This is a genomic window from Nocardia sp. NPDC003482 (assembly GCF_053588115.1).
The window spans coordinates 14428-37260 of the sequence record NZ_JBSFPI010000001.1; the positions used below are offsets into that span (position 1 = coordinate 14428).

The window sequence follows — 22833 nt, forward strand, 5'->3', positions numbered from 1 at the left end:
GGTCATTCCCTTCCCAGATGCGTTGCCGAGGCGAACAATTCGGACTCCGCGCGGGTGCGGACGGTGACGATCGCGCCGCGATAGCGGGCCAGGGCGGGCAGGATCAGCAGACCGTCGGCCAGCACCTCGACCAGGCGCAGCCGCTCCAGCAGCGCCACCACCTCCTTGGTCAGCCCCGGCACGTCGGCCTGCCACTGCGCGGCGAAGGTGGAGCCGTACCGGTGGGTCAGCGCCTGCACCGTCTCGTGGATCCACTCCCAGGCGAGGAACGGATGCTCGGGAATCTCGGTGTCGCCCAACGGTTCCCGGTCGTCCTCGGCGGGCTCCGCGGGTTCGGGCACCACCAGCGGCGCGAACACCGTCGCCCGCGGAATCGCCTGATCGAGCTGATCGATGAGCGTCGTCGCGGGCTCCGGCCGCGGCCGCCTTGCGACCGGCGCGTCGAGATCGAGCACCACATCGGCGATCTCGCCGACCAGCAGCAACGCCACCTGGGCGAGCGTGCCGGTACCGGGGAACCGCACATCGGACAACCGGCCCGACACATCGATGAGCGCGACGCCCTCGGCCCGGCGTTCGGCGCGCAGCCCGGTGAGCAGTTCGACCTCGCTCACCAGCCGATCGGTGCCCAGCAGCGCGCGCTCGTCCGCGGTCAGCTCCTCGGCGTACACCACCGGTGATTCCACCAGCGCCCGCCGCACCCGCCGCGCCGCCGCCGCGCGTGGTGTGGAACCGGTTGCGCCGCCGTCGGATTCGTCGGCGAACAGCCCCCGCACGCTGTCGAGGTGCTGCACCGCCCGCGGCGGCCGGAACACCGCGAACACCACCGACCGGTCGATGTCGTAGAGCGCCTCCCCGGCCTCCGGATCCGCGGCCCACCCGCCCGCGTCGCCGTCGGCCAACGTCAGCGCGCCGCGCGCGCCCAGCCACGCGACCGCGTCGACGAACGCGTCCCGGTCGGCCGCCCGGTCGGTGGCGAGTTCGAGCCCGTCCACCCGCGTGGCGTAGGAGGCGACCTGATCGGCCAACTCCGACAACGTGATCTGATCGCCCGCGCGGCCCAGCGCCGCCAGCGCGAGCGCCAGATACGCGTAGCGGCGGCGGTCGAAGACGCGCTCGGCGGGCGTGCGCGCCGGACGCCCGGCGTCGAGCCGGTCCACGACCGGGAACAGCCGCGCGGTGGTCTCGGTGACCTCCAGCCGGTAGCCGAACAACTCCGCCAGATCCTCGCGCAGCTCGGTGGCCCAGCGCCGGATCAGCGCCAGCGCGATGCGATCCGGAAATGTCCGGGTCACCAGGTGATTGGCGAGGATCACCCGCGCCGCCCGCTGATAGCTGTCGAGGGTGAGCGGGTCGATCGTGCGCGCGTGCATCACAACCGCCCGGCCGCCGCCCGGCCGCGCGGATTCTCGCGCACGGTCAGGCGCCGGTGGTCGAGATACAGCAGTCCGCGCGCGGTCCGCACCACGGTCGAGCGCGGATGCTCGGCGACGGTGAGGGTGACCCCGCTGTCGGAACCCGTTGTGCCCGAGACCCGTCCGCTGACCGGCACCCAGGCCGTGGAGGCGGCGTCGAGCAGCCGCAGCAGCACCTCGGTCTCGCGCTCGTCGAGCACCCGCTCGTACACGTCGGCCGAGGCCAGCGAGCGCGCCGCCTCGGCGCGGCGGCGCTGCGCGTCGAGCTGGGACGCGCGCAGCCGCCGCACCCCCGCGTCGTTGCGCTGGATGCGCGAGGGCGCGCCGGGGGAGGGCGGGCGCCCGGTCTCGGCGAGGGTGCGGGCGATCTCCAACGGCGGTGCGTCCCACCAGGATCGGATCGGCGGGATGATGTCGGCGTCGGGATGTTCCATGGCCAGATGCCGGGGGCGGCCCAGCCCGAACACCGCGTCGAACAGGGCGTGCGCGCTCTCGGTGGTCGGCGCGGCGGTGAACCATCCGGCCAGGTGCCGCAGCGCCGACTCCCGGCTCACCCCGCCCCGGCGGGTCTCGGTCACCCGGCGCAGCAGCGACAGCACCGCCGCGATCGCGCTCATCGTCGCCTCGCGCAGCCGCTCGGCCTCGGTCTGCGGACCGCCCTCGGCCGCACCGGCTTCCGCGGCGGTGGCCACGAACCAGCCGCGCAGCCCGTGCCAGCGCGCCCGCCAGTCGGCCTCCCGGTCCGCGCGCGAGAGCAGCACGCGTTCGTCGCACGCGCCCGCGCGGGCGACGAGGTCGTCGACGCCGGTGTCCTCCACCTCGGCGATGGCCGCGGCCAGCCGGGGCGCGAAACGCGCCAGATCCATACTGAATTCGCGCATGTGCGCCAGCAGCGCGTCCTTGTGGGCGAGGAACGCCTCCGGCGTCGCCTCGGTGGTGCGCACCAGATCGCCCAGCGTCAGATAGAAATGGGCGGCGCGATCGGCCAATTCGGACAGGGCGGTGTCGAGGCGGTTCAGCACGCGATAGACCCGTTCGGCGTCCCCGGCCCGGTTCGCCGCGGCGAGCGCGTGCAGATCCGAGAGCAGTTCGGGCAGCACCAGGCGCGACAGCGCCGCCTCGTCGAGCCGCGCGCCGAGCACCTCGGCGACCGCCCGGTATGCCTGATAGCCCGCGCGGGAGAACTGATACACGAAGTGGCGGTTGCGGTATTCGGCCAGCGTCGCCGCGCGGGTGCCGTCGTAACTGCGCTCCAGCACACCCCACTGATGCAACTGCTCGAGCAGCGGACCGACCTCGGTGGCGGTCAACCGCGGCGCGTCGGGGAGCCGGGTGAGCGTGTCGGCGACGTCGCTGGCGTGCAGCAGCACCACGTAGGCCGCGCGTGCGTGATCGAATGCCCGCAGCACCCACAGGTATTCGCCGCGCTTCTCGGCGGTCGCGAAGGAGAACAGCCGCAGTCGCTCCTCGACCGCCGCCGCGAATGTCACGCGGCCGTAGTCGAGGGGCAGCAATCCTTCAGCTGACTCGGTCACCGGCACGAGGGTAGCCCATCAGGCGGCGTCGGCCGCGACGGCCGCGCGTTCGACGGTGAGCAGGCTCTCCTCGCTGTGCTCGGCGTGGTAGGCGCGCCCGCCGCCGTTGATCCCGAACAGCCGTTTCGACCAGAGCAGCCACAGCACGGCCGCGATGTTGATCAGCAGCGCGCCCAGGCGCACCACCGTGATCCGTTCGGTCAGCTCGTAGATCTCCAGCGGCAGGAACAGACCCGTCGCGACCACCGCGAAGTACTCGCCCCAGCGCCGCACCAGCCACAGGCCCACGGCCTCCACGAGTTCGATTGCGGCATAGGCGAGCAAACCGATGGCGATCCAGGTGAGGGTGGTCGGCGACAGCGTCCAACCCTCCTGGATGAAGTGCACGATCTTGGAATTGTCCGGGTTCCAGCCGATCTGGTCGGCCAGCGGCTGGATCAGCGGCAGCTCCTTCTCGAACGCGGACTTCAGCTCCGCCTGGGAGTTGCGCACCTTGAACACGCCCGCCGCGAGCGCGATGAACACCAGACCGCGCAGCACCCGCTCGACGGCCAGCAGCCGCATGATGAACCGGTCGCGCAGCAGCCGCCCGCGCGGCACCTCGGGCGCCTCGTCGGCCGGGCCGCGGTAGCGCGGCTCGCCGATCACGAAGTCGCCGCAGCGCAGGCACCGCCACGCCGGACCGGCGGGCGTCGAAACATGCAGGCGCGCGGCCAGTTCCGGCTCGTCGGGGGCGTAGGTCTCGTGTCCTCGCCACGAGCACGTCCGCAGGCTGAAGTCCATTGGCGGAGCCTAGCAACGGGGTGTGACAGATGGCGGGGACGCGCGGCTACCCGGTGGTCAGCGAGCGCAACTGCTCGAGGTAGTCGCGGGTGCGCGGGTCGCCCGGGAAGCGTTCGATCATCTCGCGCGCGGCCTCGCCCGCGATCCACAGCAGCGACGGCAGCGAGCGGCGCTTGCCCGCGAAGGCGCGCATCCCCTCGTCCACGGCCAGCTCCAGATCGCGGTCGCGCACCGCCACCACGGCCAGGGTCAGCTGCGCCTCCGACACCCGCATCGGGCGGCGGATGATGCCGTCCGGTCCGGTCGAGGTCCGGATGACCTGGCGCGCATAGCTTTCCGCGAGCCGATCGTCGCCCACGACCCGGCAGCAGTCCATGGCATAGAAGTCGAATTTGCCCGGGTCGACGACGAAGTGGTTGTCCAGATTGGCCGGATGGTCCAGGCCGTCGAGGATCGCGCGGCCGCGCCGCAGCGCGTTCTCCATCTCGTCGCGGTCGCCGATGCGGGCCCACGCCTTGGCCTGCTGCGCGGCCAGCTGCACGCCGACGCCGTGGTCGCCGGTCAGGTTCAGACCCGACTCGGCGGCCCCGATCGCGCCGCGATAGTTGCCCTGGGTCAGGGCGAACCAGGCCGCCATTTCCGCTCCCCAGCCCTGGATTTCGGCGTGTTCGGCCTCGTGGCCCAGCGACACCGCCGCCCGGCGGGTGGCCTCCGCGGTGGTTCGCCAGCCGAGGTCGTAATCCACGCAACCGACCAGCAATGCGACCCAACCGGCCAGTACGAGAACCTCGCGATGCTGCGCGAGGGTGAGCCGGCCGTCCAGCAGCGAGGTGATCCGGCGCAGCCACGCGGTGCCCTCGGCGTGCAGTTCCATCGGGTCGGCACAAGGGTATTCGCAGCACATCCGCTCGGCGGTGATCCGGATGGCATCCAGCGTCGCCGACGACACGTCCGACATCCGCAGGCGCCCGATGAATTCCAGGGTGTCCATGCCGGTGGAGGAAATCAGCTCGTCGTCGCGGTTGGGGCGGGCCTTGGGGAAGAACGCCGCGGTCACCGTGTCGAAGGCGGCGGCGATGATGGGCGCGTAGAAGTCGTCCGGGCGCGACTCGCCGGACTCCCAACGGCGCCAGTTCCGTAGCAGCGTGGAATCGGTGGGTAGGTTGTGAGAGGACTTGGCGCGCATGGCTCGGACGGCGTCTGCCTGCGACCACCCCCGAGCATCTCGCTCCGAACGCATCCGAACAGCCCAGACGGGTCGATCGTCACCAGCGGTCACCTCTGTAGTATCCCACCAGTTAACGCAAGATGGCCCGGATAGGGCACACAGTTGTCCCCGCATTGACATCTGCAATTGCATTTGTGCGTACCGCATGCTGAACAGTGCACGAGAACAGCGAATTCAATCCACGTCCCTACGGAGGTCCGGGTGGAAGCGTTGATCTATGGATACGTGCGTGACGACTTGGCCGATGGGCACACCGAGGAGCTCGAGGACGCCATGTGCAGCCTCGCCGCGTCCGCAGGACTCTGCTTTGCCGCGACCTTCCACGAATCGCCCGCCGGGGACGGTACGGCGTTCGCGGAACTGACCGCCGAGCTGCGCCGTGCCGACGCGCATCACGTCGTGGTGCCGTCGCTGGATCACCTTGCGGGCCAGACGATTCCACGCGACCTGCTGATCGCGAAGCTGGCGCACGACGCCGCGGCGCGGGTCTGGACGATCGAGGACTGCTCGGAAGTGCGGACCGCATCATAGCTTTCGGGGCCCGTTCGGCGGAAATCGCTGGGCCGCAGGGCCTTCGCCCGCGCTGAAACGGCCCGTATGTCGGAAATGCCGGAGTCGCAACGACTTCCGCCCCCTCACCGACCGGTCGGTCTGTGGTCGGCCCGAGCGAGCCGGGCCGACCGGCCCTCGGTCAGAGCCCGAAGCCGCCCGGCCGGCCGCGGCGGCGCAGATACTTCTCGAACTCCGCCGCGATGGCGTCGCCGTCGATCTTGGCCATCGCCTCGTTGAGATCGACCGCCGCGTCGCCGCGCTCCTCGAGCGAGCGCACGTACTCGGTGACCTCCTCGTCGCCCGCGGTCATCTCGTCGACCGCCGCCTCCCAGTCCTCGGCCTGGGCGGGCAGCTCCCCGAGCGGGACCTCGATGTCGAGCACGTCCTCGACCCGGTGCAGCAGCGCGATGGTCGCCTTCGGATTCGGCGGCTGGGACACGTAGTGCGGGACGGCCGCCCAGAACGAGATGGCAGGCACGCCCGCGCGCACGCACGCGTCCTGGAGAACGCCGGTGATGCCGGTCGGACCCTCGTAGCGGGTCTGTTCCAGATTGAAGGCCTCGGCCGCCTCCTTGCTGTAGGCGGTGCCGGTGACCGGAACGGGCCGGGTGTGCGGTGTGTCGGCGAGCAACGCGCCGAGGATGACGACCGTGGTGACGCCGAGCTGTTCGACGAGTTCGAGGATGTCGGTGCAGAAGCTGCGCCAGCGCATGTTCGGCTCGATGCCGTGCAGCAGGACCACATCGCGCTCGCTGCCCGGGGGCGAGCACACCGACAGGGTGGTCGACGGCCACTGGATCTCGCGGGTGACGCCGTCCACCTGGCGCACCGTCGGCCTGTTCACCTGGTAGTCGTAGTAGTCCTCGGAGTCGAGTTCGGCTAGGGGTTCGGCGTCCCAGATCAGTTCCAGATGTTCCACGGCGCCGCTGGCCGCGTCGGCCGCGTCGTTCCAGCCCTCGAAGGCGGCGACGAGGACCGGATCGCGCAGCGTCGGCAGTTCCGGATCGGGTGTTGCGCTGGGGTTCACTCGCACAGCCTACGGGTTCGGGGCCTTGCTGTTCACCGCATAACCTTCCGAACCTGCGTGTCGCCGGCGGCCGAGCGGTCGGCGGACTGTCGGCGACTCCCTTTACTCTTGAGTACATGTCTGTGACCCCTCGCGCCGAGTTCGATACCACGCTGCTCGACACGCTGGCCCGCCGTGTCGTGATCGGTGACGGCGCGATGGGCACCATGTTGCAGGCGGCGGAGCTGTCCCTCGACGACTTCCGCGGGCTCGAGGGCTGTAACGAGATCCTCAACGAAACCCGCCCCGACGTGCTGCGACACATCCATCGCGCCTACTTCGAGGCCGGGGCCGACGCGGTCGAGACCAACACCTTCGGCTGCAACCTGCCCAACCTCGCCGACTACGACATCGCCGACCGCATCCGCGACCTGTCCGAGCGCGGCACCCGCCTGGCCCGCGAGGTGGCCGACGAGATGGGCCCGACCGCGCACGGCACCCCGCGCTACGTGCTCGGCTCGATGGGCCCCGGCACCAAGCTGCCGACACTGGGCCACGCGCCCTTCCACGCCCTGCGCGACGCCTACACCGAGTCCGCGCTCGGCATGCTCGACGGCGGCGCCGACGCCATCCTCATCGAGACCTGCCAGGACCTGTTGCAGGTCAAGGCCGCGGTCATCGGCTCGCGCCGGGCCATGGCACGGGCGGGTCGCCGCATCCCGATCATCACCCACGTCACCGTCGAGACCACCGGCACCATGCTGGTCGGCAGCGAGATCGGCGCGGCGCTCACCGCGATCGAACCGCTCGGCGTCGACATGATCGGGCTCAACTGCGCCACCGGCCCGGATGAGATGAGCGAACATCTGCGGCATCTGTCCAAGCACGCGCGAATCCCGGTGTCGGTCATGCCCAACGCGGGCCTGCCCGTGCTGGGGGCCAACGGCGCGGAGTATCCGCTCACCCCGGAGGAGTTGGCGAGCGCGCTGCGCGGATTCGTCACCGAATTCGGCCTGGCCCTGGTCGGCGGCTGCTGCGGCACCACCCCCGAACACATCCGGCAGGTGGCCGAGGCCGTCGCCGAGGTGACCCCCGCGGTCCGCGCGCCCGAACACGAGCCGAGCGTGTCGAGCATGTACACCGCGGTCCCGTTCGAGCAGGACGCCTCGGTGCTGATGATCGGCGAGCGCACGAATGCCAACGGCTCCAAGGCTTTCCGCGAGGCCATGCTCGCGGGGGACTGGCAGAAGTGCCTCGACATCGCCAAGGACCAGACCCGCGACGGCGCGCACATGCTCGATCTGTGCGTCGACTACGTCGGCCGCGACGGCACCGCCGACATGAGCGAACTGGCCTCGCGGCTGGCCACGGCCTCCACGCTGCCGATCATGTTGGACTCCACCGAGACTCCCGTGCTGCGGGCGGGCCTGGAACACCTGGGCGGCCGCTGCGCGGTCAACTCGGTGAACTACGAGGACGGCGCGGGCCCCGATTCGCGCTTCCAGCAGACCATGAAGCTGGTCGCCGAGCACGGCGCGGCGGTGGTCGCGCTGACCATCGACGAGGAGGGCCAGGCCCGCACGGCCGCCAAGAAGGTCGAGATCGCCGAGCGGCTGATCGACGACATCACCGGCAACTGGGGCCTCGCCGAATCCGACATCATCATCGACACGCTGACCTTCACCCTCGGCACCGGCCAGGAGGAGTCGCGCCGCGACGGCATCGAGACCATCGAGGCCATCCGCGAACTCAAGCGACGGCATCCCGACGTGCAGACCACCCTCGGCCTGTCGAACATCTCCTTCGGCCTGAACCCGGCCGCGCGGCAGGTGCTGAACTCGGTGTTCATGCACGAATGTGTGCAGGCCGGGCTGGATTCGGCGATCGTGCACGCGTCGAAGATCCTGCCGATCTCGCGGATTCCCGACGAGCAGCGCGAGACCGCGCTGGATCTGGTCTACGACCGCCGCCGCGAGGGTTACGACCCGTTGCAGAAGCTGATGGCCCTGTTCGAGGGCGTGTCGACGTCGTCGTCCAAGGCGTCGCGCGCCGAGGAGCTCGCGGCGCTGCCGCTGTTCGAGCGGCTCGAGCGGCGCATCGTCGACGGGGAGAAGGCCGGGATGGAGGCCGACCTCGACGAGGCCATGGAAACGGTGCCGCCGCTGCGGATCATCAACGAGACGCTGCTGTCGGGCATGAAGACCGTGGGCGAGCTGTTCGGCTCGGGGCAGATGCAGCTGCCGTTCGTGTTGCAGTCGGCCGAGGTGATGAAGGCCGCGGTGGCGTACCTGGAGCCGCATATGGAGGCCACCGACGATTCCGGCAAGGGCCGCATCGTGCTGGCCACCGTCAAGGGCGATGTGCACGACATCGGCAAGAACCTGGTCGACATCATCCTGTCCAACAACGGCTACGAGGTCGTGAATCTCGGTATCAAACAACCCATTTCGGCCATTCTCGACGCCGCCTCGGACAAGAAGGCCGATGTCATCGGCATGTCCGGCCTGCTGGTCAAGTCCACGGTGGTGATGAAGGAGAACCTCGAGGAGATGAACTCCCGCGGGGTGGCCGAGCAGTTCCCGGTGCTGCTGGGCGGCGCGGCGCTGACCCGCTCCTACGTCGAGAACGATCTCACCGACGTGTACGAGGGCGATGTGCACTACGCCCGCGACGCCTTCGAGGGCCTGCGGCTCATGGACGACATCATGACCCGCAAGCGCGGCGGCGGGCCCGATCCGGATTCGCCCGAGGCCGTGGCCGAGCGCGAGAAGGCCGCCGAGCGCAAGGCCCGGCACGAGCGGTCCCAGCGGATCGCGGCCGAGCGGCGCGCCAACGAGGTGCCGGTGGAGGTGCCCGCCCGCTCGGACGTCGCCGCGGATCTACCGGTCGCGGTGCCGCCGTTCTGGGGCACGCGGGTGATCAAAGGTCTTGGCGTGCACGAGTATTCGGGCCTACTCGACGAGCGGGCGCTGTTCCTCGGGCAGTGGGGGCTGCGCGGTCAGCGCGGCGGCGACGGCCCCACCTACGAGGAGCTGGTGGAGACCGAGGGACGCCCGCGGCTGCGGTACTGGCTGGATCGGCTCACCGCCGAGGGCGTGTTGCAGCACGCGGCGATCGTGTACGGGTACTTCCCGGCGGTGTCCGAGGGCGACGACGTGGTCGTGCTGACCGAGCCGAATCCCGATGCGCCGCAACGGTATCGGTTCACCTTCCCGCGACAGCAGCGGGACCGGTTCCTGTGCATCGCCGATTTCGTGCGGTCGCGCGAGCTGGCGGCCGAGCGCGGGCAGGTGGATGTGCTGCCGTTCCAACTGGTCACCATGGGCCAGCCGATCGCCGATTTCGCCAACGAGCTGTTCGCGGCGAACAACTATCGCGACTACCTGGAGGTGCACGGGATCGGCGTGCAGCTCACCGAGGCGCTGGCCGAGTACTGGCACCGGCGCATCCGCGAGGAGCTGGTGCTCGAGGGGCACGCGGTCGCCGAGGAGGATCCCGCCGACGTCCAGGAGTATTTCAAGCTCGGATACCGGGGCGCCCGTTACTCTTTCGGCTACGGCGCCTGCCCCGAGCTGGAGGATCGCGCCAAACTCGTGTCGTTGTTGGAGTCCGAGCGCATCGGTGTGACACTGTCGGAGGAGTTGCAACTGCATCCGGAGCAGTCGACGGATGCGTTCGTCCTGCTGCATCCGGAAGCGAAATACTTCAACGCGTAGGATTTTCGAGTTTCCGGGCTTCGCGCGGAGTGGGTAGACGACTCGGCGTGTGAGCGCAGGAGGGGTACAACATCATGACGTCAGACCGGCTGATCGCGGGACGATATCGACTCGGCGACCCCATCGGCACCGGTGCGATGGGCGTCGTGTGGCGCGCCAGCGACGTCCGCCTGCGGCGGACCGTGGCGGTCAAGCAGCTCCTGCTCGCGCCGGGCCTGACCCGCTCGCAGGCGGTCGAGGCGAAGATGCGCGCGATGCGGGAGGGCCGGATCGCCGCGCGGCTGCATCACCCGAACGCGGTCACGGTCTTCGACGTCGCCGAGGAGGACGGCCAGCCCTGGCTGGTGATGGAGTTCGTCGACGCGCCGAGCCTGGCCACGCTCATGCGGGAGAAGGGTCCACTCGATCCGCGCGAGGTCGCGCGGATCGGGGCGAAGGTCGCCGCCGCGCTGGCCGCCGCGCACGAGGCGGGGATCGTGCATCGCGACGTCAAACCCGCCAATATCCTGGTCGCCGACAACGGGACGGCGAAGATCACCGACTTCGGCATCTCGCGCGCGGTCGGCGATGTGACGGTCACCTCCACCGGATTCCTCGCCGGGACTCCCGCCTACCTCTCGCCCGAGATCGCCCGGGGCGAGAATCCGGAACCCTCGTCGGACGTGTTCGCGCTCGGCTCGACGCTGTACGCGGCGGTCGAGGGGCAACCGCCGTTCGGGGAGGGGGACAACCCCTTGGCCGTGCTGCACTCGGTCGCCCGCGCCGAGGTGCCCCAGCCCACGCGCGCCGGGGTGCTGGGTCCGGTGCTGATGGCGCTGCTGGCGGCCGAGCCCGGCGACCGCCCGAGCATGCGCGAGGCGCAGGAGGCGCTCGAGGCCGTCGCCGAGGGCCGCACCCCCGACCTCGCCCCCACCGCGACCAAGGTGCTTCCCGCGCCCGGCGCACCGGTCGATCCCGCGGCCGCCACCACGGTGCTCGCGACCGGCGCGGCCGCCACCGGCGACGCGAACGCCCAGACCATGCACCTGGCCACCGGCCCGGCCAGCGGCGGCACCAGACCCGCTGTGCCGCAACCGAATTCGACCGATTCCACGCGTCGCCGCCTGCTTCTCGTCGGCGCCGCCGCGGCCGCGGTCGTCCTGGTTCTGGTGATCGGCATCGCCGCCCTCGCCCTGCGCGGCGACAACAACAACGACACCCGGAACGCGGCCGTCCCCCCGGCCGCCGCCCCCACCAACAGCGAGGCACCCGCCCCGGCGGCCCCCACCACCGCCGCCCCGACGACGTCGGCGGCCCCCTCGCCCTCCCCGTCCCCGACCCCCAGCCCCACCCCGAGCCAGACCACCACCCCACCCCCCACGACCACCGTCGCCCCGCCGCCGCCCGCCGCCAACCCGGTGGCCTTCGTCTCCGGCTACTACGGCATGCTCCCCGGCAATATCAGCGGCGCCTGGTCCTCCCTGTCCCCGTCCTACCAGTCCCGTACCGGCGGCTACGACTCCTATGTCCGCTTCTGGAGCCAATTCCGCGCCGTCTCCGCCTCCAATGTCACCCAATCCGGCGACACCGTGACCGCCACCATCACCTACACCTACAAGAACGGCGGCTCCGAATCCGAGCGCCGCTGGTTCCGGGTGGGCAACGATAATGGCCGCACCGTCATCCTCGACTCCCAGACCGGCTGACCCGCCCCGGCCTCAGCGGTTCGGCACCCCAGCCGCACCCCTTATTCGGATCCGCACCCGTTGTAGGGCCGTGTAAGGGGTGCGGATTCGAATAAAGGGTGCGGCTGGGGTGGTGGGGTCGTGGGGGCGTGTACTTTTGGTGGGCGATGGTGGAGAGGTGTATGCGGTGACGGGGTTGGCGGGCGTGCTGTGGGATATGGACGGCACGTTGCTGGACTCGGAGAAGCTCTGGGATGTGGCGATGCGGGAGCTCTCGGTGGAGCTGGGCGGGGAGATGACCGATGCGACCCGGCGGGCGCTGATCGGGGCGGCGGCGCCCGAGGCGTTGCGAATCACGTTCGCCGGGTTGGGGATCGAGCCCAGCGCGGAGCAGGTGGTGGCGGCGGGGGAGTGGATGCAGGGGCGGATCGTGGAACTCATGGCCGGGGAGATTCCGTGGCGGCCGGGGGCGCGGGAGGCGTTGGGCATGGTGCGGGCGGCGGGGCTCGCGGCAGGGCTGGTGACCAATACGACGCGGGCGGTGACGGAGTTGTGTCTCGACACGCTCGGGCGGGAGCACTTCGATGTGACCGTGTGCGGGGACGAGGTGCCCCGCGGTAAACCCGCACCCGATCCGTACGCGCGCGCGGCCGAGTTGCTGGGGGTGGCGACCGGCGCGTGCCTGGCGGTGGAGGATTCGCCGACCGGATCGCGGGCGGCGGCCGCGGCGGGCTGCGCGGTGCTGGTGGTGCCGTGTGAGGTCGCGGTGCCCGAGCGGCCGGGGATGATCTTCCGGGACTCGCTCATCGGGCTGACGATCGAGGAGTTGCGCGCGGCGCACGCGGCCGCACTGCGGTGATTCTCGGCCATCTTCACCGGAATGCCGAGATTCGAGCCTGATTTGCGGCAGTATTGCTGACGACCGCTCGCCACGTCGTCGGAAGGGTCGGCACCCATGACCGCTTTCAAAACCTTCCCCGGAGTCAGCACGGAATGGGCGCTCGGGGACTATCAACGATTCGCCAAGGCGGCGCTGCGGGATCTGGGACCGCAGCTGGTCGCCGCGTGCGAAATCGGGCCGGGCGCCCAGGTATTGGATGTCGCGACCGGAACGGGTAACGCCGCGATCGCGGCGGCCACGCGCGGCGCGGAGGTGGTCGCCGCGGACGTGAGCAGCGACGCCTTCCTCGACGGCAAGGTCGAGGCCGCCGCGCGCGGCGTGGCCGTCGAATGGGTCGAGGCCGACACCCAGGACCTCCCCTTCCCCGACTCCTCCTTCGACGTCGTCACCTCCTCCTCGGGCGCCGTCTTCGCGCCCCGTCATCAGGACGTGGCCGACGAACTCATCCGCGTCGTCCGCCCCGGCGGCACCCTCGGCCTGATCACCTGGACCCGCCGCTCCTGGATCTGCGAGATCCTCGCCACCCTCGCCTCCTACGTCCCGCCGCCGCCCGACTCGCTCCCGGTTCGCCTGTGGGCCAACGAGGATCACGTGCTGTGGCTGTTCGGCGACCGCATCTCCACCTTCGAGACCACCACCCACCGCCTGCGGCTCACCGCGCCCACGCCCACCCACTTCATCGAATTCTTCGAAACCTCCTTCGCCCCCATCCAATCCACCTTCGCCGCCCTGCTCGACCATCCCCAGCGTGCCGCGGCCCTGCACATCGACCTGCTCGACCTCGCCGAACGCCTCAACCTCGCGCCCGCGGGCGAACCGGCGGAATATCTGTTCGAGTACGTCGTCATGAAGGCCACCACCGCGGCCTGAACCCGCCTGTGCGCGCGGCGGATTCGACGCGCCGGGAGGCAACGCCGAGACAACCGGCCGGTCGGGATCATTCGGCCGCGGTGGTGCGGCAGCCGTAGTAATCTCGCCGAGCAGGGCCGTCGGGCCCCGAGCTCGAGGGGATCATGCGGATGGAGTCGTCGTGCGCCACGGAGGCCGGACCCGTGGGTTCGGTCCAGGCCGTGGAACTGTTCCACCGGGCCGCCGCCGAGGTGCCCGCCTACCGACAGTTCCTCGCCGACAACGGAATTCGCGCCGAGGAGATCCGCACGGCGGCGGACTTCGCCGCGGTCCCCGCCGTCACCAAGGCCAATTACCTGCGCCGCTACCCCCTCCCGGAACAACTGTGGCACGGTGACATCACCCGGGCGGGCACCTGGTCGACGAGTTCGGGCTCCACCGGCGAGCCGACGTACTGGCCGCGCGACCGCGTATCGCTCGCCGACAGCGTGACCATGTACGACCGCATCTTCCGCGCCTGCTTCGAAACCGACCGTCGCAGTACGCTTCTGGTGATCGGCTTCGCGCTCGGCAACTGGATCGGCGGCACCTACACCTACCGCGCGGCGCTCGAACTGCGCGACCGCGGGCATCGCGTCTCGGTCGTCGCGCCCGGCATCGACATCGACACGATCCTGCGCGACATCACCGATCTCGGCCCGCACTACGACCAGGTGGTTCTCGCCGGGTATCCGCCGTTCGTCAAGGACGTGCTCGATCAGGCCGGACCGCGCGTCCGCGGCCGGGAACTGCGCCTGCTGCTCGCGGGGGAGAACATCACCGAACAGTGGCGCGCCCACATCCTCGACCGCATCGGCCGCCCCGGCGAACCGTGGCGCGTCTGCCTCATGTACGGCACCGCCGACGCGGGCGTCATGGGCTACGAGACGCCGCTGACCATCGCGATCCGCCGTCTCGCACACCAGGATTCGCGCCTCGCCGAGGAGCTGTTCGGCGGCGGGGCGGCGCTGCCGACCTTCGTCGAATACGACCCGCGCCTGCGCTACACCGAGGTCGACGCCGACGGCCGCTTCCTGTTCACCGTCGACAGCACCCTGCCCCTGATCCGCTACCGCATCAACGACGAGGGCACGATCCTGACCCCGGCGCGGCTGGCGGAGACGCTGCGCCGCCACGGTCATCGCCTGCCCGCCGACGATTTTCGACCGGACACCGGATTCCTGGCCCTGCGCCGCCGCGCCGACGTCGCCGCCAGCTTCTACGCGGTCAAGCTGTACCCGGAGAGCATCCGCGCCGCCCTGGAAGACCCCGTCATCCGCACCCTGGTGAGCGGAAAGTTCGTGCTGAGCACCGAGATCGGCGACACCTTCACCCAAACCCTGTGCCTGCGTGTCGAGATGCGTCCCGGGGTCGAACCGCCGCCGGGCTTCGCGGACCTGATCGCCCATCGCGTCACCGCGACCCTCGACCGGACCAACGGCGAATACCGCAAACTGCGCGCCACCCTCGGCCCCGCTGCCGAGGTCGCCGTCGCGGTGGACCCCTTCGGCGGCGACCGATTCCGCTACGACATCAAACACACCTACGTGGAAAGCGGCGGCTGATGGAGATCCTCGACCCGGTCGTCGACGCGGACCGGATCGCGGCACTGCTCGACCCGAACTCCGGTTACCGGCTCGTCGACGTGTGCGACACCGCGCGCGACGAACTCGCCGCCATCGACCCGGCGGCCGCGCCCGGCGCGATCCGGTACGCGATATACGACTGGCGCGCAACGATTGTGCGGCTGCCGGACGCGGAGACCTTCTGGCGGCTGCGCACCGCGCGCAACCGCTACCTCATCGACGAATCGGAGCAACGCCGCTGGTCGTCTGCCCTGATCGGCATCGCGGGCCTGAGCGTCGGCGCGTCGGCGCTGTCGGTGTGCGCGCTGACGGGCGCCCGGCGCTTCCGGCTGGCCGAGCACGACACCCTCGGCCTCACCAACCTCAACCGGCTCTCGGCCTCGATCTGCGATATCGGCGTCGCCAAACTGACTCTGGCGCAACGTCGCCTGTTCGAACTCGACCCCTACAGCTCGGTCACCGCGTTCCCGGACGGCTACCGCGCCGAGACCGCCGCGTCGTTCCTCGGCGCCGACGGCGAACCGCTGGCGGTGCTGATCGAGGAGATGGACGATCTCGCCGCCAAGGTCGACATCCGCCGCCGCGCCCGGACCGCGGGCATCCCGGTGGTCATGGCGACCGACAACGGCGACAACGCGATCCTGGACATCGAACGCTTCGACCTCGACCCCGACTACCCGCCCTTCCACGGCCGGGCGGGCGACCTCACCGAGATCACCCCCGAGACCCTGCGGGATCCCCGCGGCCGGGCCGCCCTCGCCGGGCGCATCGTCGGCACCGAGATCACCCCGCGCACCCGCTTCTCGCTCATCGAGGTCGGCCGCTCGCTGCCCTCGTGGCCCCAATTGGGCACGGCCGCAACGGTCGCCGGGGCGGCGGCGGCCTACGCCGCGCGGCTCGTCGCGACCGGGCACCCGCTGCCCTCGGGCCGGTACCGCGTCGACCTGGACCGCGCCCTGCTCGGCGCGGCCGCGAGCGAGGCCGACCGCTGGAACGAATTGAGCGAGGCCGACTTCGTGGCCGCGATGTCCGATTGTGCGCGCGAATAGATCCGACCGGCCTGACTACCGGTGAGTTTGTGAGCTGCCCAACTATCCGCGCAAACACGCCGTGTGCGGGGTGGGGGGAGGTCACAATGATCGACATGGTGTCTGGAAGCGGGGGTCGGGTAGACACGTGCGTCTCGGAAGGGGATGGGACAGAGGACAACTCGCGGGCGCTCCTTCGAATAGTCGATACCGGTCGGTATCCCTTGATCGACGAGCGGGGTGACGGCCGCCGGGCGGTGGTCGAGCGGGCGCGCGCGGAGCTGGCGGCGGACGGTTGCACCGTGCTGCCGGGCTTCATCCGCCCCGAACTGCTCGAGACCCTGCGGGCCGAGGGCGCGGAACTGGCGCCGCGGGCGTACTACACCGTGGAACGGGTCAACGCCTACAACATCCCCCTCGACACCGAACTGCCGCCGGACCACCCGGCGCGCATCGTGCTCGAACGCGGAAACGCCTTCGTGGCATGGGATCTCATTCCGCGCACGGCGCTGATCCAGGTGCTCTACACCAGCCCGGTGTTCCAGCGCTTCGTCGCCGACTGCTTCGGCCTGGCCGAATTGCACGAATTCGCCGACCCGTTGGCGGGTCTGTGCCTCAATGTCGTCGCGCCCGGGAATTCGCATCCCTGGCATTTCGACACCAACGCCTTCACCGTCTCCATGCTGACCCAGGAGCCCGAGGGCGGGGGAATCTTCGAGTACTGCCCCAACATTCGCACCCCGGAGGCGGAGAACCTCGCCGACGTGCGGGCCGTGCTGGACGGGTCGGGGGAGCGGTTCACGCGCCGGCTGCGGCTGCGGCCCGGCGACCTGCAACTGTTCCAGGGGCGGTTCTCCCTGCATCGGGTCTCGCCGGTCAGCGGCGAAACCCAGCGCCACACAGCCATCTTCGCCTACAGCGAGCGGCCCGGAATCATCGGGACCGTGGAACGTACCCGGCAACTGTTCGGACGGGTGCTTTCGGATCATGTTGCCGCCGCCGAGAATTCGGTGCGCGGTGATCAGCTACTCGACTGATTAAGGATGCGCCCGTGCCGGTTTCGTTGCACAGTACTGGAAAAGCCTCGTTCGACGACATCTACGACCGTCCCGACCCCGCCGCCTACTACCGCCGCATGGCCGAATTGGACTATGTCATCCCGGAATTGGCGAAGCCGCACTTCCAGCGACTCATCGACGAACGCGACGCCACCACGGTGCTCGACCTGGGCTGCTCCTACGGCGTGAACGCGGCCCTGCTGCGCTTCGACACCACTGTCGCCGACCTCGCCGAGCACTACCGGACCGGCGACACCGACGCCCGCATCGCCCGCGACCGCGACCGGCTCGCCGCCGGGGACCGGCGGCCGGACGTGCGGTTCGTCGGCGTGGACGCCTCCGCCCCGGCGCTGGACTACGCCGTCGCCGCGGGCCTGCTGCACGACGCCGTGCACGCCGACCTCGAGACGGACGATCCGACCGAATCGCAACGGCGTGTGCTCGCCTCGGCCGATCTCATCGTGTCCACCGGCTGCATCGGCTACATCACCGACCGCACCCTGCTGCGGGTGGTACGGGCGCACGGCAGCCGGTTGCCGTGGATGGCACACTTCGTCTTGCGCATGTTCGACTTCGAGCCGATCGCGCGGCGGCTGGCCGAACTGGGCTATCGCGTCGAGCGGCGCCCGGGCACCTTCCGCCAGCGGCGCTTCGCCTCCGAGGACGAGCAGGCGCGCGTGCTGAACACGTTGTCCGACAAGGGAATCGACCCCACGGGACTCGAGGCGGACGGCTGGCTGCACGCTGAGTTGTTCGTCTGTATGCCCACCGACACCCACCCCGAGGATCGCCCGTGACCGACCGTACCTTCGCCTTCGACGATCAGTTGCCCCGCGTGCCGCTGCCCACCCTGGAGGACAGCTGCGCCCGCTTCCTGCGGTGGTGCGCGCCGCTGCTGACCGAGGACGAGTACGCCGAAACCGAGGCCGCGCTCGCCGATCTGCGACGGCCCGACGGCCCGGGCCGCAAATTGCACGCGGACCTGGCCCGGTTCGACGCCGAACCCGGCGTCGCCAGCTGGCTCGACGAGTTCTGGCCCGCGCGGTATCTGGGCCGCCGCGACCGAATCGCGTTGAACGCCAACTTCTTCTTCCTGTTCCGCGACGACACGCCGCTGGCGCGATCGACCTCCGCCGACCAGGCCGAGCGCGCGGCGGCCCTCACCACGGCGGCGGTGAACTACAAGCTGCTGCTCGACCAGGAGGCCGTGCCCCCGGTGGCGCAGCGTGGGCAGCATCTGTCGATGGCGCAGAACAAGTTCCTGTTCTCCGAGACCCGCATTCCGGGCGATCCGCAGGACACCGTCCGGGTGCCCTACAGCCCGGAGTGGCCGGGCCCCTCGCAGGCGCGCCACATCCTGGTCTTCTTCCAGGGCAACATGTTCCGGATGGACGTGATCGGGCCCACCGGCGTGCCGCACGCGCCGAGCGATATCGCCGACGGGCTGCGCCAGGTTCTCAAGGCGGGCGCGCGCCGCGCCCCGGTCGACACCTCGCCCGGCCACCTGACCACGCTGGCGCGGGCGCACTGGGCGGGCGTGCGGGCCGAACTGCTGGCCGATCCGACCAACGCGGCGGCGCTCGAGATCATCGAAACCGCCCTGTTCTGTGTGTGTCTGGAGGATCTCGCGCCGCGCGACGAACTGCACGCGTGCGATCAACTGCTGCACGGCGACAGCGGTAACCGGTGGTTCGACAAGGCGGTGTCGTTCGTCGTGTTCGCCGACGGGCAGGCCGGGATCAATGTCGAGCACTGCGGCCTCGACGGCACCACCATCCTGTCGTTCGTGGACACGCTGCTCGCGACGCCGGTGACCGAGCACGCCGAGCGCTCGGGCGCGCAACCGCAGGGCCTGCCCGCGGTGGAACCGGTCGAGTTCGCGCTCGACGAGCGGCTGCGTGGTGAGATCGCCTCGGCGGCAGCCGATTTCGCGCGGTTCGCGGCCGACAACGCCACCACGATCGTGTCGTTCGAGGACTTCGGCACGAATCGGGCCAAGACACTGGGCATTTCGCCGGACGCCTTCGCGCAGCTGTCGTACCAGCTGGCGCATCGGCGCAGCAAGGGACTCACCGGCGCCACCTACGAGTCCATCGCCACCCGGCAGTACCGCAACGGCCGCACCGAGGCCATGCGCGTGGTGACCCCGCAGATCGTGGAGTTCGTCGAGGCCATGACCGACCCGGACGCCGACACCGCGACCCGGCTGGCCAAGGCCCGCGCGGCCGCCGACGCGCACGTCGCCCGCGCCAAGGAGTGCCAGCGCGGCGAGGCGCCCGAACAGCATCTGTGGGAACTGCAACTGATCCAGCGTCGCCGCGGCGAGCAACTCGGAGCCACCGAGCCCATGCCGTTCTACGACAGCCCCGGCTGGCTCATCACCCGCGACGACTACCTGAGCACCAGCTCCGCGCCCTCGGTCAACGTGCGGTACTTCGGGTTCGGCTGCACGAGCCGCAAGTGCATCGGCGTGGCCTACGTGCTGCTGCCGGATCGCTGGAACATCTACCTGGCCACGCCGACCGAGGTCGCCGATCAGATGCACGAGTTCGCGAAGCAGCTGCGTATCGCCGTCGCCGAACTCGAACAGCTGCTGTCGACCGCCGGATAAATCGGATGCCGCGCCGGGTGGACCGGCGGTAGCGTCGCGGATATGACCGCAGCGCGGACACCGCAGTTCACCTGGCGGCGGCTGGCCCCCGGCGACTTCGGGTTGCTCGCCGGGTGGCTCGCCCAGCCGCACGTGCGGCGCTGGTGGAATCACGAGTTCACCCCCGAGGCGATCGAGCGGGACTTCGGCCCGGTCACCCGGAACGAGGAACCCGCGGAGGATCTGGTGGTCTACGCCGACGGCACGCCCGTCGGCCTGGTCCAGCGCTGCCGGTGGTGGGACTACCCCGAATATCTGGACGACCTGGTCGAACTGGTCGACATCCCGGACGAGGCGCTCACCATCGACTATCTGATCGGCGAGGTCGGACTCATCGGGCACGGACTCGGCACGGCCATGATCCGCGCGATCCTCGGCGGCACCTGGATGGAGTATCCGCGCGCCGACTGCGTCATCGTGCCCGTCGCCGCCGCGAACGTGGCCTCCTGGCGGGTGCTGGAGAAGGTCGGTATGCGTCGCGTCGCGCGCGGGCACATGCGGCCGGACAATCCCGTCGACGACGGCGACCACGTCGTGTATCGGATCGATCGGCCCACGCGCGGGGAGTGAGCGGCCCGATACTCGGTTGCGGGAGATACGCCCACATCTGAAACAATGGGTCCCCGTGAAGACTTTCGAAACCCTGTTCGCCGAGCTGCAGGACCGCGCGGTCAATCGCCCGGCGGGATCCGGCACGGTGGCGGCGCTGGATGCCGGGGTGCACGCGCAGGGGAAGAAGGTGCTCGAGGAGGCCGGTGAGGTGTGGCTGGCCGCCGAACACGAGAGCGACGACAGCCTCGCCGAGGAGATCTCCCAGCTGCTGTATTGGGTGCAGGTGCTGATGGTGGGCCGCGGGCTGCGGCTCGAGGACGTGTACCGACATCTGTGAGGGGCACGGCCCCGAGTCGACACTCCCACCCTCTCCGGAAGGACATCCCCATGCTTCGCGTCGCCGTGCCCAACAAGGGCGCCCTGTCGGAATCGGCCGTCGAGATCCTCACCGAGGCCGGATACCGCAAGCGCACCGACTCCCGCGATCTGTCCGTGCTCGACAACGCCAATCAGGTCGAGTTCTTCTTCCTGCGCCCGAAAGACATTGCCATCTATGTGGGTTCGGGCGAGCTGGATCTGGGTATCACCGGACGTGACCTGGCGCTGGACTCGGGTGCGCCGGTGCAGGAGCGGCTGAGCCTCGGGTTCGGCCGCTCCACCTTTCGCTACGCCGCCCCCGCCGGGCGCGAGTGGAAGGTCGAGGACCTCTACGACAAGCGCATCGCGACCTCCTACCCGAATCTCGTTCTGCGCGACCTGAATTCGCGCGGGATCGAGGCCGAGGTGATCCGCCTCGACGGCGCGGTGGAGATCTCCATCCAGCTCGGCGTGGCCGACGCCATCGCCGACGTGGTCGGCTCGGGCCGAACTCTGCGGCAGCACAACCTGATCGCGTTCGGCGAGACGCTGTGCGATTCGGAGGCGGTGCTGATCGAGGCGGCCGGGGCCGATCGCCGCGACCGCGCCCGCAACCAGCTCGTCGCCCGGATCCAGGGCGTGGTGTTCGCGCAGCAGTACCTGATGCTCGACTACGACTGCCCGAAGGGCCTGCTCGACGCGGCCGTCGAGATCACCCCCGGCCTGGAGTCGCCGACCGTCTCGCCGCTGGCCGATCCCGGCTGGGTGGCCGTGCGCGCCCTGGTGCCGCGCAGGCAGGGCAACGACGTGATGGACCGGCTCGCCGAACTCGGGGCCAAGGCCATCCTGGCCACCGACATCCGCTCCTGCCGCGCGTTCTGACCTCATCGGTCCGGTCCGGATTCGGGTCGGCCCGGGTACGGGGGCAGGGTGGGTCCCGATTCGGGCCGGTGCGGGTACGGCGGCGGGGTGGGTCCGGATTCGGGCCGGTGCGGGTACGACGGCGGGGTGGGTTCGGGCTCGGGCCAGCCCGGGTACGGCGGCGGGGTGCCGCCCTGCGCGGGGCACAGCGCGCGGTAGTCGCAGAACTCGCAGGCTCGGCTCGGGTTGGCCGGGAAGTCCCCGGTGCGCCCGGCCGTGCTGATCGCCGTCCACAGCGCCGACAGGATGCGCTCGAAGCCCAGCAGGCCCGCCTCGTCGGGCAGGTAGGTGAGGATCTGGCCGTCGGCGAGGTAGAGCAGCCGCAGCTGGGCGGGGACCACGCCCCGGGTGCGCAGCATGATCAGCGCGTAGAACTTGAGCTGGAACAGCGCCCTGCCCTCGAACCCGATCGCGGGGGCGCGTCCGGTCTTGTAGTCGACGACCCGCAGCTGCCCGGTGGGCGCGACATCGATGCGGTCGACGTAGCCGCGCAGCGGGGAGCCGTCGGCGAGTTCGACCTCGATCAGCGATTCGCAGGACTGCGGCTCGAAGGCCGTCGGATCCTCGAGCCGGTAGTAGCCGCGCACCAGGCGGCGCACCTCGTCGAGGAAGCCCTCGGGACCGTCGGGGACCAGCGCGCCGACCTCCGGGCGTTCGGCCAGCAAACGCTCCCACGCGGGGGTGACCAGCGTGTCCGCGCGGGCGGGGACCCGTTCGCCGCTCGGTAGCCCGTAGAGCGATTCGAGCACCGAGTGCACCAGCGTGCCGCGCACCGCGTACCGGCCGGGCGGCTCCGGAATCCGATCTATCGCGCGCAGCCGGTATTTCAGCGGACATTGTTTGAAATCGATTGCGCGCGAGGGCGACAGCGCGAGCCCGCGCGGGGCCGCGCCGGGTGCGGCGGTGGGGGTTGCCGGGGTCGGCGTCGCGGGCGCTGTCATGAGTGGCAGGCTATCCGGGGGCACCGACAAATTCGGCACACCCGCATCAGCC

Annotated in this window: 19 protein-coding genes; 13 read left to right on the plus strand and 6 right to left on the minus strand. The window is 70.3% G+C overall.

Annotated elements, in window-relative coordinates; all coding sequences use genetic code 11:
* Positions 1–2 precede the first annotated feature (2 nt).
* The 4 genes from ACWDSJ_RS00060 to ACWDSJ_RS00075 form a co-directional block, all read right to left on the minus strand.
* Complete coding sequence (locus tag ACWDSJ_RS00060; protein ID WP_450028488.1) at positions 3–1373, minus strand: TIGR02678 family protein; 1371 nt, start codon at positions 1371–1373, stop codon at positions 3–5.
* Positions 1373–2875 (minus strand): TIGR02677 family protein, encoded by a 1503-nt coding sequence (locus tag ACWDSJ_RS00065; protein WP_450029002.1) that lies wholly within the window; start codon positions 2873–2875, stop codon positions 1373–1375. Before ACWDSJ_RS00065 ends, ACWDSJ_RS00060 begins: the two co-directional genes overlap by 1 nt.
* Positions 2876–2968: 93 nt before the next feature.
* Positions 2969–3733, minus strand: coding sequence for a DUF2127 domain-containing protein (locus tag ACWDSJ_RS00070; protein WP_387357164.1), 765 nt, complete (start codon positions 3731–3733; stop codon positions 2969–2971).
* 46 nt (positions 3734–3779) lie between these two features.
* Entirely contained in the window at positions 3780–4973 is a 1194-nt protein-coding gene (locus ACWDSJ_RS00075; RefSeq protein ID WP_450028489.1) for an XRE family transcriptional regulator, read from the minus strand.
* Between the two features lie 189 nt (positions 4974–5162).
* On the opposite strand from ACWDSJ_RS00075, the gene ACWDSJ_RS00080 reads away from it, so the two are divergent.
* Positions 5163–5492 (plus strand): hypothetical protein, encoded by a 330-nt coding sequence (locus ACWDSJ_RS00080; protein WP_450028490.1) that lies wholly within the window; start codon positions 5163–5165, stop codon positions 5490–5492.
* Between the two features lie 160 nt (positions 5493–5652).
* On the opposite strand, the gene ACWDSJ_RS00085 is transcribed toward ACWDSJ_RS00080, so the two are convergent.
* Entirely contained in the window at positions 5653–6540 is an 888-nt protein-coding gene (locus ACWDSJ_RS00085; protein WP_387357168.1) for a PAC2 family protein, read from the minus strand.
* Positions 6541–6656: 116 nt separating this feature from the next.
* On the opposite strand from ACWDSJ_RS00085, the gene metH reads away from it, so the two are divergent.
* From metH to hisG, 12 genes are all read left to right on the plus strand, one after another.
* Positions 6657–10235, plus strand: a complete 3579-nt coding sequence (gene metH / locus ACWDSJ_RS00090; protein WP_450028491.1) for a methionine synthase — start codon at positions 6657–6659, stop codon at positions 10233–10235.
* Between the two features lie 74 nt (positions 10236–10309).
* Positions 10310–11920, plus strand: coding sequence for a serine/threonine-protein kinase (locus tag ACWDSJ_RS00095; RefSeq protein ID WP_450028492.1), 1611 nt, complete (start codon positions 10310–10312; stop codon positions 11918–11920).
* Between the two features lie 157 nt (positions 11921–12077).
* Positions 12078–12758, plus strand: coding sequence for an HAD family hydrolase (locus tag ACWDSJ_RS00100; protein WP_450028493.1), 681 nt, complete (start codon positions 12078–12080; stop codon positions 12756–12758).
* Between the two features lie 96 nt (positions 12759–12854).
* Positions 12855–13670: a class I SAM-dependent methyltransferase gene (locus ACWDSJ_RS00105; protein ID WP_450028494.1), complete on the plus strand. Its 816-nt coding sequence runs from the start codon at positions 12855–12857 to the stop codon at positions 13668–13670.
* Between the two features lie 149 nt (positions 13671–13819).
* Positions 13820–15253 (plus strand): phenylacetate--CoA ligase family protein, encoded by a 1434-nt coding sequence (locus tag ACWDSJ_RS00110; RefSeq protein WP_450028495.1) that lies wholly within the window; start codon positions 13820–13822, stop codon positions 15251–15253.
* Positions 15250–16323, plus strand: coding sequence for a ThiF family adenylyltransferase (locus tag ACWDSJ_RS00115; RefSeq protein WP_450029003.1), 1074 nt, complete (start codon positions 15250–15252; stop codon positions 16321–16323). Before ACWDSJ_RS00110 ends, ACWDSJ_RS00115 begins: the two co-directional genes overlap by 4 nt.
* Before the next feature lie 203 nt (positions 16324–16526).
* Complete coding sequence (locus ACWDSJ_RS00120; protein ID WP_450028496.1) at positions 16527–17339, plus strand: HalD/BesD family halogenase; 813 nt, start codon at positions 16527–16529, stop codon at positions 17337–17339.
* A gap of 14 nt (positions 17340–17353) precedes the next feature.
* The gene (locus ACWDSJ_RS00125) at positions 17354–18157 is read left to right on the plus strand and encodes a class I SAM-dependent methyltransferase (protein WP_450028497.1); all 804 of its coding nucleotides are present in this window, start codon (positions 17354–17356) and stop codon (positions 18155–18157) included.
* On the plus strand, positions 18154–19971 hold the full coding sequence (locus tag ACWDSJ_RS00130) for a choline/carnitine O-acyltransferase (RefSeq protein WP_450028498.1): 1818 nt from the start codon (positions 18154–18156) through the stop codon (positions 19969–19971). The genes ACWDSJ_RS00125 and ACWDSJ_RS00130 overlap by 4 nt, the downstream gene beginning before the upstream one ends.
* A gap of 42 nt (positions 19972–20013) precedes the next feature.
* Positions 20014–20580 carry a GNAT family N-acetyltransferase gene (locus ACWDSJ_RS00135; protein ID WP_387357187.1) on the plus strand — a complete coding sequence of 189 codons (567 nt, stop codon included), beginning with the start codon at positions 20014–20016 and terminating at the stop codon, positions 20578–20580.
* 37 nt (positions 20581–20617) lie between these two features.
* Positions 20618–20899, plus strand: coding sequence for a phosphoribosyl-ATP diphosphatase (locus ACWDSJ_RS00140; protein ID WP_387357923.1), 282 nt, complete (start codon positions 20618–20620; stop codon positions 20897–20899).
* 50 nt (positions 20900–20949) lie between these two features.
* Positions 20950–21801 carry an ATP phosphoribosyltransferase gene (gene hisG / locus ACWDSJ_RS00145; protein WP_450028499.1) on the plus strand — a complete coding sequence of 284 codons (852 nt, stop codon included), beginning with the start codon at positions 20950–20952 and terminating at the stop codon, positions 21799–21801.
* 2 nt (positions 21802–21803) lie between these two features.
* On the opposite strand, the gene ACWDSJ_RS00150 is transcribed toward hisG, so the two are convergent.
* Positions 21804–22781, minus strand: coding sequence for a RecB family exonuclease (locus tag ACWDSJ_RS00150; RefSeq protein ID WP_450028500.1), 978 nt, complete (start codon positions 22779–22781; stop codon positions 21804–21806).
* Positions 22782–22833 lie beyond the last annotated feature (52 nt).